This window comes from Mycobacterium sp. M23085 (assembly GCF_045343915.1).
GTDB lineage: Bacteria > Actinomycetota > Actinomycetes > Mycobacteriales > Mycobacteriaceae > Mycobacterium.
Window position 1 is genome coordinate 3357875 of the sequence record NZ_CP174280.1, and the last position, 14392, is coordinate 3372266.

At 66.5% G+C, this 14392-nt stretch carries 14 protein-coding genes; 8 read left to right on the forward strand and 6 right to left on the reverse strand.

All coding sequences use genetic code 11. The annotated features are described in order from the left end of the window. The first annotated feature begins 29 nt into the window (after positions 1 to 29). Positions 30 to 3005 carry an aminotransferase class I/II-fold pyridoxal phosphate-dependent enzyme gene (locus ACIUM1_RS15545; protein WP_406813555.1) on the forward strand — a complete coding sequence of 992 codons (2976 nt, stop codon included), beginning with the start codon at positions 30 to 32 and terminating at the stop codon, positions 3003 to 3005. Here ACIUM1_RS15545 and ACIUM1_RS15550 read toward each other — a convergent pair. Then, complete coding sequence (locus tag ACIUM1_RS15550; RefSeq protein ID WP_406813556.1) at positions 2992 to 3600, reverse strand: PadR family transcriptional regulator; 609 nt, start codon at positions 3598 to 3600, stop codon at positions 2992 to 2994. The two genes, ACIUM1_RS15545 and ACIUM1_RS15550, sit on opposite strands and share 14 nt — an antisense overlap. 121 nt (positions 3601 to 3721) lie before the next feature. Here ACIUM1_RS15550 and ACIUM1_RS15555 point away from each other — a divergent pair, with 121 nt between their 5' ends. Together ACIUM1_RS15555 and ACIUM1_RS15560 are read left to right on the forward strand one after the other, a co-directional pair. Then, the gene (locus tag ACIUM1_RS15555) at positions 3722 to 4144 is read left to right on the forward strand and encodes a nuclear transport factor 2 family protein (protein ID WP_406813557.1); all 423 of its coding nucleotides are present in this window, start codon (positions 3722 to 3724) and stop codon (positions 4142 to 4144) included. A gap of 11 nt (positions 4145 to 4155) precedes the next feature. Beyond that, positions 4156 to 5193 (forward strand): LLM class F420-dependent oxidoreductase, encoded by a 1038-nt coding sequence (locus tag ACIUM1_RS15560; RefSeq protein WP_406813558.1) that lies wholly within the window; start codon positions 4156 to 4158, stop codon positions 5191 to 5193. Between the two features lie 16 nt (positions 5194 to 5209). On the opposite strand, the gene ACIUM1_RS15565 is transcribed toward ACIUM1_RS15560, so the two are convergent. Further along, complete coding sequence (locus ACIUM1_RS15565; RefSeq protein WP_406813559.1) at positions 5210 to 6427, reverse strand: MFS transporter; 1218 nt, start codon at positions 6425 to 6427, stop codon at positions 5210 to 5212. 235 nt (positions 6428 to 6662) lie between these two features. Here ACIUM1_RS15565 and ACIUM1_RS15570 point away from each other — a divergent pair, with 235 nt between their 5' ends. The 5 genes from ACIUM1_RS15570 to ACIUM1_RS15590 all read left to right on the forward strand — a co-directional run bounded on the left by ACIUM1_RS15570 (position 6663) and on the right by ACIUM1_RS15590 (position 10769). Continuing rightward, positions 6663 to 6944 (forward strand): hypothetical protein, encoded by a 282-nt coding sequence (locus ACIUM1_RS15570; RefSeq protein WP_406813560.1) that lies wholly within the window; start codon positions 6663 to 6665, stop codon positions 6942 to 6944. 243 nt (positions 6945 to 7187) lie between these two features. Further along, entirely contained in the window at positions 7188 to 7973 is a 786-nt protein-coding gene (locus tag ACIUM1_RS15575; protein WP_406817695.1) for an ABC transporter ATP-binding protein, read from the forward strand. Continuing rightward, positions 7970 to 8935: an aliphatic sulfonate ABC transporter substrate-binding protein gene (locus tag ACIUM1_RS15580; RefSeq protein WP_406817696.1), complete on the forward strand. Its 966-nt coding sequence runs from the start codon at positions 7970 to 7972 to the stop codon at positions 8933 to 8935. Before ACIUM1_RS15575 ends, ACIUM1_RS15580 begins: the two co-directional genes overlap by 4 nt. A 41-nt stretch (positions 8936 to 8976) precedes the next feature. Next, positions 8977 to 9708 (forward strand): ABC transporter permease, encoded by a 732-nt coding sequence (locus ACIUM1_RS15585; RefSeq protein WP_406813561.1) that lies wholly within the window; start codon positions 8977 to 8979, stop codon positions 9706 to 9708. 119 nt (positions 9709 to 9827) lie between these two features. Next, positions 9828 to 10769 carry an alpha/beta fold hydrolase gene (locus tag ACIUM1_RS15590; protein ID WP_406813562.1) on the forward strand — a complete coding sequence of 314 codons (942 nt, stop codon included), beginning with the start codon at positions 9828 to 9830 and terminating at the stop codon, positions 10767 to 10769. 37 nt (positions 10770 to 10806) lie between these two features. On the opposite strand, the gene ACIUM1_RS15595 is transcribed toward ACIUM1_RS15590, so the two are convergent. From ACIUM1_RS15595 to ACIUM1_RS15610, 4 genes are all read right to left on the reverse strand, one after another. Then, positions 10807 to 12024 (reverse strand): GNAT family N-acetyltransferase, encoded by a 1218-nt coding sequence (locus ACIUM1_RS15595; RefSeq protein WP_406813563.1) that lies wholly within the window; start codon positions 12022 to 12024, stop codon positions 10807 to 10809. A gap of 31 nt (positions 12025 to 12055) precedes the next feature. Continuing rightward, the gene (locus tag ACIUM1_RS15600; RefSeq protein ID WP_406813564.1) at positions 12056 to 12478 is read right to left on the reverse strand and encodes a hypothetical protein; all 423 of its coding nucleotides are present in this window, start codon (positions 12476 to 12478) and stop codon (positions 12056 to 12058) included. Positions 12479 to 12539: 61 nt separating this feature from the next. Further along, positions 12540 to 13751, reverse strand: coding sequence for an acyl-CoA dehydrogenase family protein (locus tag ACIUM1_RS15605; RefSeq protein WP_406813565.1), 1212 nt, complete (start codon positions 13749 to 13751; stop codon positions 12540 to 12542). Continuing rightward, positions 13748 to 14389, reverse strand: coding sequence for a TetR/AcrR family transcriptional regulator (locus ACIUM1_RS15610; protein WP_406813566.1), 642 nt, complete (start codon positions 14387 to 14389; stop codon positions 13748 to 13750). The genes ACIUM1_RS15605 and ACIUM1_RS15610 overlap by 4 nt, the downstream gene beginning before the upstream one ends. Positions 14390 to 14392 lie beyond the last annotated feature (3 nt).

Here is a 14392-nt window from a genome sequence, read left to right on the forward strand (position 1 = left end):
GTGTCTCGGCGCCTCGGGAAAGGGCCGCCATGACCGAACATTTGCGCGCTTACAACAGTCTTTGGCAGGTCCGCAGCGATTCCTGGTGCCGGCTGGAGGAGGCCGCCGACCGGCTGACCCGCCCGACCACCACCGGGGAGCTGAAAGACAAATGGGCGAACGCCTGCCAGGAGCTGCTGGCTCGGCTGAGCACGCTGGAGCCGTACTGGGCGTACCCCGGTGCACCCCAATTCGCGCGAGTGCAACGGCTTTTCGCCGCGGGCAGTTACGACAAGTTCGCGCAGCTGGTTGCCCAGATCAACCGCGCATTGACCACCGAATCCTATCGCTCGGGGGACGTGGACAACGCGGGCGCCGACGAGCTGGACATGTTCCCGTCCGATCCGCGCCAGCTCCTCGAACACCAGCCCGCGGCACAACGGGACCGGCCCTATTTCGAGGTGCTGGTCATCGAGAAGATGACCGAAGAGCAGGAACGGGCGCTGCGCAACGAGGTCCGTAAATGGCGCCGTCCCGACGACGAATTCGTCTACGAGCTCGTGGTGGTGGCCAGCGGCGACGAGGCCCTGATCGCGGCACGGCTGAACGTCAACCTGCAAGCGGTGGTCATCCGGCGGCGCTTTTCCCACCAGTCAACCCGGGACTTGTCGGCGCTGACGGAATTCGTCGACACCGCTGTCTCGGATGAGCTGAACGACCACCAATCGCCCGAAGAGCGGGCGCAGATCCTGGCGCTGTCGCTGGCCGAGTTGCGACCGGAGCTGGACCTCTACCTGATGACCGAGATCGAGGTCGAAGACATCGCCGGCCGGCTGGGCCAATACTTCCGCCGGGTCTTTCACGCCCGCGAAGGCATGCTCGAACTACACCTGTCCATCCTGCAGGGCGTGGCGGCGCGTTACCGTACACCGTTTTTCAGCGCACTCAAGCAGTACAGCCACCGGCCGACGGGTGTGTTTCACGCCCTGCCGATTTCGCAGGGCAAGTCGATCGTCAACTCGCACTGGATCAAGGACATGGTGGGTTTCTACGGCCTGGACGTGTTCATGGCCGAGACCTCGGCCACCTGCGGTGGTCTCGACTCGCTGCTCGAGCCGACCGGGCCCCTGCGCGAGGCGCAGCAGCTCGCGTCACAGGCCTACGGCTCGCGCCACACCTACTTCGTCACCAATGGAACGTCGACCGCCAACAAGATCGTCACTCAAGCGCTGGTGGCACCGGGCGACATCGTGCTGCTGGACCGCAATTGCCATCAGTCGCATCACTACGGGATGATGCTGGCCGGCGCGAATGTCGTGTATTTGGAGGCCTATCCGCTCAACGAGTACTCGATGTACGGGGCGGTGCCGTTGCGCGAGATCAAGTCGAAGTTGTTGGCGCTGCGCCGCGCCGGCAAGCTCGACCGGGTCAAGATGATGTCGCTGACGAACTGCACCTTCGACGGAATCGTCTACGACGTCGAGCGGGTCATGCAGGAGTGCCTGGCGATCAAACCCGATCTGGTCTTCTTGTGGGACGAGGCCTGGTTCGCGTTCGCGCGCTTTCACCCCGTCTATCGAACCCGTACCGCAATGGCGTCGGCGCGGGCGTTGCGTGAGCGATTGCAAGACCCCGACTACATCCGGCGCTACGAGGAACAACTGGCGGCCGAGGCCGCCGACCCGCCTTCGGACGACGACCTGCTGGACCGCCGGCTGATTGCCGATCCGGCACGAGCCCGGGTGCGCGTGTACGCCACCCAGTCGACGCACAAGACGTTGACCGCGTTGCGGCAGGGATCGATGATCCATGTCTTCGATCAGGATTTTGACCAGAAGGTGGCCGAGCCTTTCCACGAGGCCTACATGGCGCACACCTCGACGTCACCCAACTACCAGATCCTGGCGTCGTTGGATCTCGGCCGGCGGCAGGTGGCGCTGGAAGGCGTCGAACTTGTGCAGCGGCAGATCGAGAACGCGATGCAGCTGCGCGACGCCATCGACAACCATCCTCTGCTCAGCAAGTACATGCGATGCCTGCGCACCTCGGATTTGATCCCACAGGACTTCCGGCCGTCGGCCATCGCGCAGCCGCTGCGTTCGGGGCTGCGCAACATGATGGCCGCCTGGGATCAGGACGAGTTCGTGCTCGATCCGTCCCGGATCACGTTGTTCATCGGGCTCACCGGCTACGACGGCGACACCTTCAAGCGTCAGCAGCTGATGGACCGCTACGGAATTCAGATCAACAAGACGTCACGAAACAGCGTGTTGTTCATGACCAACATCGGCACCACCCGCAGCTCGGTCGCCTTTCTGGTGGAAGTGCTGGTGAACATCGCACGCGAGCTGGATCAGACCATCTCCGAGATGAGCCTGGGCGAGCGGGAGCACTTCGAGCGCGCCGTCTTCCGGCTCACCGAAATGGCCTTGCCGCTACCGGATTTCAGCGGATTCCATGCCGTATTCCGGGACCACGACGGAGCCGAACCGACGCCCGAAGGGGATGTGCGTCGCGGCTTCTACCTGTCCTACGAGGACACCAATTGCGAATACCTCACCGGCGATCAGATCGAGGAAAGGCTGGAAGCCGGTGCCGACGTCGTCTCGGCGACTTACGTGACGCCCTACCCGCCCGGATTTCCGGTCCTGGTCCCCGGGCAGGTGTTCAGTCGCGAGATCCTGCAATTCATGCGCGATCTGGACACCCCCGAAATCCATGGCTATCTCCCGGCTTTCGGCTACCGCGTGTACACGGAGAAGGCCATCGAAATGGCCGGCCGGTCGGGCGGACCGGCCTCCAACGGCCACCGCATCGCGCCGACAGGGGCCGAGTCGGTGTCATCGAAGGCGCCGAAGAAGAAGTCGGCCAAGCGCGATGGCCCGGACCGGGGCGGCAACCTCCCCGAGGTGGGCCACGACGAACTGCTGGGTCGGCAGCACCCCGGCGACGCGCTCAGCACGCCCGTCCCGCCCACCGGAAGCGATGTCCCTCAGGTGGGAGCGGACGAGCTCACCGGCCGGTAGCAGTCCGTCGACGCCGTGGACGCACCGCCCGCGCAGCGTCGGTCGACAGGCGACGTTCGACGATGGTCAGCGCGCGTTCGGCCCACCGGATGTTCTCCTCTTCGAACGAGATTCCGCGCATCAACGTCAGATAGGGGCCAACCCGTTCGGTCTGTGCCAGGTACTCGGCTTCACTGAGCCCGCCGAGCATCCGGCCCCGCAACCGTTCGTAACGCTGCACTTTGGCGGTCGCCCAGTGCAGCCGTTCGCGGATGAATTCGCGCACCGCACCGATGTCGCCGGCGTCGGCGGCCTGGACCTTGACCAGCAGTTCATCGCGGATGACCGACGGCTTCGGCGCCTTCGCCGTGAACTGCCGGATCGCGTCACGGCCGGCCTCGGTCAGCGAGAACATGCGCTTGTTGGGCCGGCGTTGCTGATGCACGACACGGGCCTGAATGAGGCCTTGTTCGGCGAGCCGGTCGAGTTCGCGATACAGCTGTTGGGGGGTGGCCGGCCAGAAGTTGGCGACCGACGCGTCGAAGTCTTTGGCCAGGTCGTATCCGGACGATTCACCCTCGAGGAGGGCGGCCAGCACCGCGTCACGCAGCGACATTCGTCGATGCTACAACGATGCGACTATTCAACAAAGTGACTAATCGCACTCTGGACATCCGTCGACGGCCGCCCTAGCGTCGAACCCACCTACTCAACTAGTTGACTATGCGAGGTCGCTGATGCACCCATTCCGCAAAGCCGTCGAAGAGCGCGACGAGGAGGGCATCCGGGCACTGCTCGCCGACACCGTGGTCTTCACCAGCCCGGTGGCGTTCAAGCCCTACGTCGGCAAGCCGATCACCGCCGCCATCCTGCGCGGCGTGTTACGAATCTTCGAAGATTTCCACTACATTCGCGAGATCCACGACCCCAGCGGCCGCGATCACGCCTTCATATTCGAGACCGGAATAGCCGGGGTGCCCGGGGTCAAGATCACCGGCTGCGACTTCCTGCACATCAACGACGACGGTCTCATCGACGACTTCATGGTGATGGTGCGGCCCCTGTCGGGCGCGACCGCGCTGTCCGAGGCGATGGGCGCCCAGTTTGATCGCATCCAACAGGAGGCGCTCGAATTGGCCAATCAATCCGGCACCGCGTAGAAGTAATGACCATGCGGATCGGATTGAGCATCAATTATGCGGGCGGGTTCAAGGACGTGGCCGCCGAAGTGGCCGACCTGGAACGCGCGGGGCTGGACATTGTTTTTGTCCCCGAGGCATATTCGTTCGACGCGGTGAGCGCGCTCGGCTACCTGGCCGCGAGCACCGAACGCGTCGGGCTGGCTTCGGGCATCCTGCAGCTCTACACCCGGACCCCCACCCTGACCGCGATGACCGCGGCCGGCCTGGACTACGTCTCCGGCGGACGGTTCACCCTCGGCCTGGGCGCCTCCGGCCCGCAGGTCATCGAAGGATTCCACGGCGTACCCTACGATGCCCCGATCGGCCGGACCCGCGAAGTAATCGACATCTGCCGCCAGGTGTGGCGGCGAGAGACCGTGCAACACCAGGGCAAGCACTACACAATCCCGCTGCCCGCCGACCAGGGCACCGGGCTGGGCAAGCCCCTCAAGCTCATCAATCAGCCTGTCCGAGAACGCATTCCGATTCTGGTGGCCGCGCTGGGACCCAAGAATGTCGAATTGGCAGCCGAAATCGCCGAGGGCTGGCAACCGATCTTCTTTCTGCCGGAGAAGGCGCAGGACGTGTGGGGTGACGCACTGGCCGCCGGTCGGGCCAACCGTGACCCCGACCTTGGTGAGCTCGACATCTATGCCGGCCCCGTCCTGGCGATCGGTGAAAACGTCGAGCCGCTAAGGGAATTCGTCAAGCCGCACCTGGCTCTCTACATCGGTGGGATGGGCGCCAAGGGCAAGAACTTCTACCACGCCCTGGCCACGAAATACGGCTACGGCCCGCAAGCCGACCGGATTCAAGAGCTCTACTTGGCCGGTGACAAAGACGGCGCCGCGAAGGTGGTGCCCGATGATCTGGTGCGAGACATCAACCTGATCGGTACCCGCGAGTTCGTCAAGGAACGCCTGGCCGCGTTCCGCGAGGCCGGGGTGACCACCCTCAACGTGGCGCCCATCGCCTCCACCACCGCAGAGCGGATCAAGCTGATCGAGACGCTGCGCGAACTGATTTGACGGCTGAACGCCTGAATCAGCTCTGCCGGTGGCTATCTCGTCGTAACCGCACCGCTCTGGCGATCGCGGTCACCAAGGCCAGCACCGCCATCACGGTAAGAATCAGCACCGAGGCCGCCGACCCGACGGTGGCCAGCACCAGCGGAAGCGCGAAGCCGACGTAGGTGATGACGTAGAACACTCCGGTCAGCGCGCCGCGCAGGTGCGGTGGCGCGGCGGCCTCCAGGTCGATCAATCCTTCGCGCAGACACAGGCCGGACGCGCAGCCGAGGACCAGCAACAACGGGAACCCGATGGCCGGGGTCAGGGCGGGCGGCGCCAGCGCGGCTGTCGCGTAGCCGACCGCGGCCAGCACCGCACCCGCGGTACCGGCCTGCGGCCCCCACCGAAGGGCGCGGGCCAGAACTTGAACGACACCGCTGACACCGTTGACGACCAAAGTTGCCGTGCCGGCGGCCATCGGGGCCGCGAGCGCGGTGTGCAACCGGGTCGGGATGGTGACGAATCCCAGTGTCGCCGAGGCATATACCCACGGCGCTAGCGGCATGGCCCAACTCAATGCTCGGCTGAATCCCCGCACCGCCGGTGCCGCCGGTCCCGGGTGGTACCAAGTCGCGGGGCGGGTCGCCGCGACGCGTCGGGCAGCGCCGACGACGGCGAACGTCGCCAGCACGACGACGCCGGCGGCGACACCGAAGGACACCTGGATGCCCGATGGTCCGGCCCACACGATGAACCCGCCGACGAATGGCCCGAGGGCGAAACCGGCCGTCAGCACCGCTCCGGCGGTCGCGGCACCGGCGGGACCGCGCATATCGGAAGCCCACGCCGTGCACGAGCTGATCGCAAGGCCGACACCGATCCCGACGATGAGGCGGCCCAGCAGCAAAGCGCCGGTGTGCTGGGAGAGCAACATCACCGCCGTACCCGTCAATGCGGCCGCCGCACCCGCCAACGCCACCGATCGGCGCCCCAGGGCGTCCGACGCGCGTCCGCCGACGAGCAACCCGGGCAGCAGCCCCAGTGCGTATATGCCGAAGACCGCGTCGAGCGTGGCCGTGCTGAGGTGTTCACGGTCACTGATCACGGGCATCAGCCCGACGAAGTGGTTGGCGACCCAGCCGGTGCCCAGCAGCAGCGCCAACACGCTGACAAACAACGCCTGGGTCGCCGCCGGATCGCCGGTTGACCTGGCCCCACAATTGTGGCCGGTGCGCACATTCGACGAGGTCACCAAGCTCCTCCCGTCCCGAATCCATGGTGCGTGCGCGGCCGACCGACGATGGTAGAACGCGGTGTCGCCGGGGCAGTTATTCCCGCTGGCAGCGATCCGCACCGTTGCGCCGCCGCGACTTCACCGGTTCGACGCCCGCCTGCAAACACCGCAAACCACCGGCCCGGACCTTGTTCGGGGTTTGAAATCAGGCGTTTTGGTGTACTGATACCACTACTCGCACCCAGGAAGGCAAATGATGAAGTACATTGCGGCAGCCGCGATCGCGGTCTGCGTCTTGCTGTCCAGCGCGTGTTCGGCCTCCCAGGTGATCAACACCGGTGGCGACACGAAGTGCAAAGATTTCACCACGCAGGACGAGAAGAAGCAGAACGACGAAGTCAGCAAGATGCTCAAAGACAAGAGCGGTACCGACCCGACCAATGTGGAGATTTCCGCGACCCGGCTCTCGGCGATGACGTACTGCCAGACGGTCGGCAAGCCGGACACCAAGATCTCCGAGGCACCGCACGGCTGACGGCGGCTGCCGACGGCGCGCAGCCGGTTCCCGGTCGGGAGCCGGCTGTCTGCGTCTTTGACCCATTACGATCGGTCGACCGACGTGCGGGCGTCGAGCCCGCGCTACCGCCCCGTCCGTAGGCGCGGGATTCGTTCGGGTGCAATGAGGCGCATTCGAATCATGAACAACGCAAACCTGGCGACCGGCCCGCGACGTTCCTAGGCTGCGCGGGTGACAACGACCAATCCTGCGCCGGCGCGCGTGTCACTGCGCGGTGTCAACCGCACGTTCGGAACGCACATCGTGCTGCGCGATGTCGACATCGAGATCGAGCCGGGTGAGGTCGTCGCGTTGCTTGGGGCGTCGGGCAGCGGCAAGTCCACCCTGCTGCGACTGATCGCCGGTCTGGACGGGCCCAACAGCGGACGCATCGAGGTTGATGGTCAGGCCGTCCGGGGCGTCGACCCGCGCTGCGCCGTGGTGTTCCAGGAGCCTCGACTGTTGCCCTGGCGGTCGTTGTCGGCCAACGTCGAATTCGGTCTGACACCGGGCACCGGGCGGGCGAAAGGGTCTGCGGCGGTGCAGCATTGGCTGGACGTCGTCGGTCTGACCAAATTTCGTGATCACTACCCGCGCCACGTGTCCGGTGGTATGGCGCAACGCGCCGGCCTGGCCCGGGCGCTGGCCCGGCGCCCCAGGGTTCTGCTGCTCGACGAGCCGCTGGCCGCGCTCGACGCACTGACCCGGCTGCGGATGCAGGACCTGCTCGACGAGGTGCAACAAGAGGCGGGCACCACCACCGTCTTGGTCACGCATGACGTGGACGAGGCGGTGATTCTCGCCGATCGGGTACTGGTGCTGCGCGCCGACGCGACCGGCGGCGCCGGCATCGCCGCCGAGTTCGACGTCGCGATCCCGAAACCACGCCACCGCGGTGACCCGCGTATCACCGCGCTGCGCGACCAGCTGTTGGAAGAACTCGGCGTCCCCCGACGCAGCAGTGGCAGCCTGCGGTCCGCTGCCGAGGAGGACACGAAAGCATGGTGAAAGGTCGCTACCTGACCCTCGTTTCGGCGGTTGCCGGTGTCATCGCGGTGTCCGGCTGCGGGTCGGACTCCGCGACATCGGCCTCCAAAGACATCCACCTGGATTACGCCTATTACAGCCCGCTGAGTCTGGTGGTGCGCGATCAGCACCTGCTGGAGAACCGCGGCTACCACGTCACGTGGGTGCTGTCGGCGGGCAGCAACAAGGCCAACGAGGGGCTGCGGTCGAAGGCACTGGACGTCGGATCCACCGCCGGCTCAGCCGCATTGGTCGCACGAGCCAACGGGTCGCCGATCAAGGCGGTCGACCTGTACGCCGGGGGCGAATGGACTGCTCTGGTGGTCACCAAGGACTCACCCATCCACTCGGTCGCCGACCTGAAAGGCAAGAAGGTCGCCGTCACCAAGGGCACCGACCCGTATTTCTTCCTGCTGCAATCGCTTGCGACAGTGGGTCTTTCGCCGAGCGACATCGAGATCGTCAACTTGCAGCACGCCGACGGCAAAACCGCCCTGGAGCGCGGCAACGTCGACGCCTGGTCCGGTTTGGACCCGTTCATCGCGGAAACCATCCAGCAGCAAGCCTCCCGCTTCATCTACCGCAACCCGAGCTTCAATACCTACGGCTTTCTGAATGCCCGCGAGGATTTCATCGCCAACCACCCGGAGTCTCTTCAGGCGGTGGTCGACAGCTACGAGGAGGCCCGAAAGTGGGCGAAGGCGCACCCAGACGAGTTGGCGGCACTGCTGGCCTCGCAGGCGAACATACCGTTGAGCGTGGCGCAGGAGGAGCTGACCCGGACGCTGGTGGACATCGACCCGGTGCCGGGGGATGCGCAGCGCGCGGTGCTGACCCGGGTGGAGCCGCTCGCGCTGGCCGACTCGGACATCAAATCCGACGACGCCGGCCGAAACGCGTTGAGCACGCTGATCGAGCCGAAGTACATCCAGCAAGCGCACTGACGCCGAAGTCCCGGCGGCTGGCGAAGCTACCGCGGGCGGCGGTGGGGCTGATCGTTCCGCTGCTGCTGCTGCTCATCTGGCAGCTGGCTACCTCGGTGACCGGGTTTTTCGCGCCCAGCCAGCTGCCGCCGCCCGGCGACGTGGTGTCCGCGCTGGACGGGCTGCTGCGGCACGGCGATCTGTGGACCCATCTGAAAGCCAGCGGTAGGCGGGTGCTGGTCGGCTACCTGACCGGTGCGGGCATCGCGCTCACGCTGGGTTCACTGGTCGGGCTGTCGGTCAACGTGCACAGGCTACTGGCTCCGACCCTCGCGGCGTTGCGCACCGTGCCGTCCTTGGCGTGGGTACCGTTGCTGCTCTTATGGTTTGGCATCGACGAGACGCCGAAGATCATGATGGTGGCCATCGGGGCGTTCTTTCCGGTCTATACGACGACGGCGTCGGCGCTGTCGCATATCGATCCCCACCTACTGGAGGTCGGGCGGGCCTACGGGCGCCAGGGTGCCTCGCTGTTGACCACGGTGATGCTGCCGGCCGCGGCTCCCGAGCTGGTGAACGGGCTGCGGCTGGGCTTGGCGAACGCGTGGCTTTTCGTGGTGGCCGCCGAGCTGATCGCGTCCTCGAAGGGACTCGGGTTCCTGCTCCTGGATAGTCAAAACACCGGTCGCACCGACGTGATGCTGTTGGCGATCGTGCTGTTGGCCGGTTTAGGCAAGCTCACCGACGGGGCCTTGGGCGCTGTGGAGACCCGTATCGTGCGGCGCCGCGGCTAAATTCAGCGATCCGGCGCAAGGCCCCGAATGGCGGGCCCGGTGCGAAGGACCGAAGGACGCGCCGGTGCCGTCGTCGCGCCACGCTTCACGTAGCGCCGGGTTACCCGCACAATAACGCGATGCGAGCAGTGCGGAAGAGCTGGAACATCGCGGCGCATATCGTGCTGGCGGTTGCACTCGCCGGGTGCGGCGGACTGTCCCACGGCAGTGATGCGCCGGCGGCAGGCGGTAGGTTCGCGGGCCCGATCGAGATCGGCAACGGCCGCCACCTATATCTCGAATGCCGCGGAAAGGGCGGGCCTACAGTCATTTTGGAGTCCGGCTACCACAACTCGTCGGATCCGTGGGATTATTCCGACGCCGCCGCGCCGGCAACAGGTCCGGCCGTGCTGCCCGCCCTGGCCGCCGACCACCGCGTCTGCGCCTACGACCGGCCCGGCACCCTGCGCTATCCGGATCCGCCCAGCATCAGCGACCGCAGTTCGCCGGTTGCGATGCCGCGCACCGCGCGCGACGTCGTCGGCGACTTGCATGCGCTACTGGCCGCCGCCCACCTTCCAGGGCCGTACGTCCTGGTCGGGCACTCGCTGGGCGGGCTGTTCATCAGGCTGTATGCCCAGACCTACCCCGATCAGGTGCGGGCACTGGCCTTCGTCGATGCCTTCCCGGTGGAAATACCGGGCCTGTTGGGACCGGACTGGCCGGCTTATCGCCAGGCATTGGACCGGCCGTTGCCCCAGTTCGCGAATTCTCCCTCGTTTGAGGAGATCGACATCGACAAGAGCGTCGCCCAGGTAGGCGCGGCCCCCGCCCTGCCGCCCGTCCCCACCGTCGTGCTGACCCGGACGGAACCGTTCGCGATTCCCGGCACCGTCTCACCCGAGCAGGGCGCCAACCTGGAACAGGTGTGGCGAGACGCCTCGGCGGATCTGATCGCGTTGCGACCGCAGACGCCGCACCTGATCGCGACCGGCAGCGACCACTTCATCCAAGTCCACCAGCCCGACTTGGTGGCGGCCGGCGTACGTCTGGTGATGCAGCGGTCACAACCGAGCCGCTGAGCGCCGCGCTGTCCGACGGATCGCGTGTCAGTTCCGTTCAGAAGAACGTTCCGGCGTGCGGCGGCTCGGGAACCGCGAACAGTTCATCGGCCACGTCCAGCGCCCCCGCTTCGTCGGCCCGGGCGAGACCGGCGGCGGTGAGACTACGCCAGCTCGTACCGCCCAGCAGCGCGGCACCCAATCCCTCGATCCCGACGCGGATGTCGGCGCGCCGCGTCGTCGGTTCGGCGCCGGCGCCGGAGATCAGGTAGCTCGCCGAATTGCGCTGCAACAACGGGTCGTTCACCGCGACGGTGACTGTCCCATCGCCGGCGTAGGATCGTGCGGCGAGCGCCCGCTCCACATCGATGACCCGCAGCCACGTTTCGTCGTGCACGGCGGTGACCTGCACGGCGCGGCGATCAGCGAACAGCCAGTGCAGCGTGTCGTCGACGGGCAGCATCCAAAACATCACTCGGTGAACGAGATCCAGGCCGAGCAGGAACCGCAGCAACCCGACGTAGGCGTCCGTGGTGGGCGCGAAGAAATCCTCGACCACGACGCTGCGCTGGTCGCTAATGAACCAGTTATCCGTATCGATGGGCCGGTAGCGGGCGAAGCCGGACTCAGCGCCAGGTTCGCCGTGCACGGCGACATACCAAGCGCCCGAAAAGGATTCGGTGCGCCGTCGTGCGCTCTCCCACCATACGCCGGGTCGGTCGATGGTGCCGGGGCGGGACGGGCGGTGGGCGTCATAGATGCGGGGCAAGATGTCCCAGACTTCGGCGGCGCCGAGCAATCGCACCGGACCACCTGACCCGACACCGGGGCGAAAAGCCGCCCGCGCGGTCGTAATCTCCACGCTCTGGAAGGAACTCGCCACCCCGTAGCCATACCGCTCGTAGATGGTGGCCTCCGATGCCCGCAAGGAAGCGACCACCTCGCCGCGCGCCGCGACATCGTTCAGCTGGTGCCGGATCAATTCGGTGGCGATGCCCCGTCGAGTGAACGACGGCAGCACTCCGATATGAGTCACCGCGGCATGGCTCACGGCGGCTCCGCCGGGAAGGGTCAGGGTGCTCGTCACGGCGTCCGCGGTGCCCACCAGCTGTTGATCGACGAAGGCGCCGACGGTGCGGCCGGGCTCGAGCAGCTTGGTGATCTGGCCGGGCGCCAGGTTCGTCATCGGCGGCAGACCCACCATTGCGGTGCGAAACAAGCCGGCCGCGGCGATGAGGTCGTCCTCGGTGTCGAGAACCCGGATCTCGGTGGTCATCCGGCCATCATGTCGCGCCGGGTGGACGCGGTCACCCGATGGGGGTGATCCCCCCGTTGGAGATCGTGAATCCGCGGCCCGAGTCCACGGTGCAGGTGACGCCGTCGGTCTGGGAGACGCAGGTGAAGGGACCGACGCCGGCGGTTTGGCCGTAGGCGAGCACCGGCGTCCCGATTCCCGCGTTGCCCAGACACGAGACACCCGTGCAGTTGGTGACGACCCCGGTCGTGGACAGGCGCACGGACGCCGGTGGCTCGTTGGTCTGGCAGTAGGTCTCATCGGGGATGCCGGCACCCCGCTGATAGTCGACTTCGCAACTGATATTGCGTGACGGCGACAGGAAGGCACACGCCGACGCCGTGCAGGCCGGCTTGTCCGCAAACGCCCGGGGCGGCGCCCCCGCGCAGCAGCCGACCATCACGAATCCGAGCACCGCGATGACCGCACGCTTCACGTCAGCCCCTAACGGTTGGTGTGCCGCAGAAGCTAGCAGACGCCGGTGGCTTGTGCGCCCGTTAACGGATGGGCAGGCCGGTCACCGCCCGGGAAATCACCAACCGCTGGATCTCGCTGGTGCCTTCGAAGATCGTGAAGATCTTTGCGTCGCGGTGCATCCGCTCGACGGGGTAGTCGCGGGTGTAGCCGTTGCCGCCCAGGATCTGGATGGCCTCGTCGGTGACGTAGACCGCGGTCTCGCTGGCCACCAGCTTGGCCATCGAGCCCTCCGCCGAGTCGAAGCTCTGGTTGTTGCGCGCCATCCAGCCGGCCCGCCACACCAGCATGCGGGCCGCGTCGATGCGGCTCTTCATGTCCGCCAGCTTGAACGCCACCGCCTGAAACTCACCGATCTTGCGGCCGAATTGCTCACGCTGGCAGGCGTATTCGAGGGCATACTCGTAGGCGGCCCGCGCCACGCCGACGGCCATCGCGCCGACGGTGGGCCGGGTACGCTCGAAGGTCTTCATCGCCGCCTGGCCACCCGTGGAGGCACCGGATTTGGCCCGGGCGATTCGCGCTTCGAACTTCTCCCGGCCGCCGAGGATGGCGTCCTCGGGCAGCCGGACGTTGTCGAGCACCACCTCGGCGGTGTGCGAAGCGCGGATCCCGTGCTTTTTGAACTTCTGTCCCTGCGCCAGGCCTTTGGTGTCCGGCCCGATGACGAAGCTGGCCTGGCCGCGGGTGCCGAGCTCCGGATGGACCGAGGCCACCACGATGTGCACGTTGGCGATGCCGCCGTTGGTGGCCCACGTCTTGGTGCCGTTGAGCACCCACTCGCCGGCGGCCTCGTCGTAGCGCGCACGGGTGCGGATGCCGCCGACGTCAGAACCCGCGTCGGGCTCCGATGAGCAGAAGGCACCCAGCTTGGGCTCGTCGGGCGTACCGAACATCTCGGGAAGCCAGCGCCCCAGCTGTTCGGGAGTCCCGTTGCCCGCCAACGCCGCCGCGGCCAAGCCGGTGCCCATGATGGACAGCGCGATGCCGGCGTCGCCCCAGAACATCTCCTCGAACGCGGTCAGCATCCCCAGCCCGGTTTCTTCGGCGGCCTGCTGCGCGAAGAAGTCGGGGGAGTACAGGCCGACCTTTGCAGCCTCCTGAATCACCGGCCACGGGGTTTCCTCCCGTTCGTCCCATTCGGCCGCGGCCGGACGGATGACGTCGGCCGCGAACTGGTGCACCCAGTCGCGAACTTCGATCACGTCTTCGCTGAGTTGCAGTGAAAAGGTCACAGCTGCTCTCCTGAATCATTGGTGTTCAACGGTTTTCGGGGGTTGGTGTACTGCGCGAGGACGCTGACGGTCTGGTTCACCCACGCCTCGAAGTACCGGTCTTCGTCGGTGTTGCCGGGTAGGCGACCGGTCAGCGCTTGCAACGTCGCCGCGTAGGACAGCGACCCGATCGCGACGGCCGCGGCCGCTTCGGGATCGGGAATGCTGGTGCGGCCCGACCGATTCGATGCGGCCAGTTCGTCGGCGAAGCGTTGATAGGCGTTGTCGGTGATCACCTGCCACGTCTTCTCATCGAGATCGCCGAGCTCGTCGGGCTCGCGCAGCATGACCTTGAGCAGATCCTCGCTCTGTTTGAGGTTGCTCCAGATCAACTGGCCGGCGATGCGCACCGCCCGCTCAACGCTGCCCGGCTGCCCGGCGTCGTATTCCTCGCGCGCGGCCACGATGCTGTCGATCCGGTGTGCGACCGCCGCCTCCAGCAGCTCGCGCTTGGAGCCGAAGTGCTTGTAGAGCGCGCCTGAGCCGGGCGCCAGACCCGACTCCCGCTGGATGTCGGCCACTGACGTCGCCGCGTAGCCCTTGGCGGCAAAGAGCCGCAGCGCTGCGGACAGCAACCGGTCACGTCCGGAGGCGAGCATGGT

What these genes read in the sequence shown, in the direction of transcription:
- ACIUM1_RS15545 (WP_406813555.1), top strand. Translation starts at nt 30, where the DNA reads ATGACCGAACATTTGCGCGCTTACAACAGTCTTTGGCAGGTCCGCAGC.
- ACIUM1_RS15550 (WP_406813556.1), bottom strand. Translation starts at nt 3,600, where the DNA reads ATGTCGCTGCGTGACGCGGTGCTGGCCGCCCTCCTCGAGGGTGAATCG.
- ACIUM1_RS15555 (WP_406813557.1), top strand. Translation starts at nt 3,722, where the DNA reads ATGCACCCATTCCGCAAAGCCGTCGAAGAGCGCGACGAGGAGGGCATC.
- ACIUM1_RS15560 (WP_406813558.1), top strand. Translation starts at nt 4,156, where the DNA reads ATGCGGATCGGATTGAGCATCAATTATGCGGGCGGGTTCAAGGACGTG.
- ACIUM1_RS15570 (WP_406813560.1), top strand. Translation starts at nt 6,663, where the DNA reads ATGATGAAGTACATTGCGGCAGCCGCGATCGCGGTCTGCGTCTTGCTG.
- ACIUM1_RS15590 (WP_406813562.1), top strand. Translation starts at nt 9,828, where the DNA reads ATGCGAGCAGTGCGGAAGAGCTGGAACATCGCGGCGCATATCGTGCTG.
- ACIUM1_RS15595 (WP_406813563.1), bottom strand. Translation starts at nt 12,024, where the DNA reads ATGACCACCGAGATCCGGGTTCTCGACACCGAGGACGACCTCATCGCC.
- ACIUM1_RS15610 (WP_406813566.1), bottom strand. Translation starts at nt 14,389, where the DNA reads ATGCTCGCCTCCGGACGTGACCGGTTGCTGTCCGCAGCGCTGCGGCTC.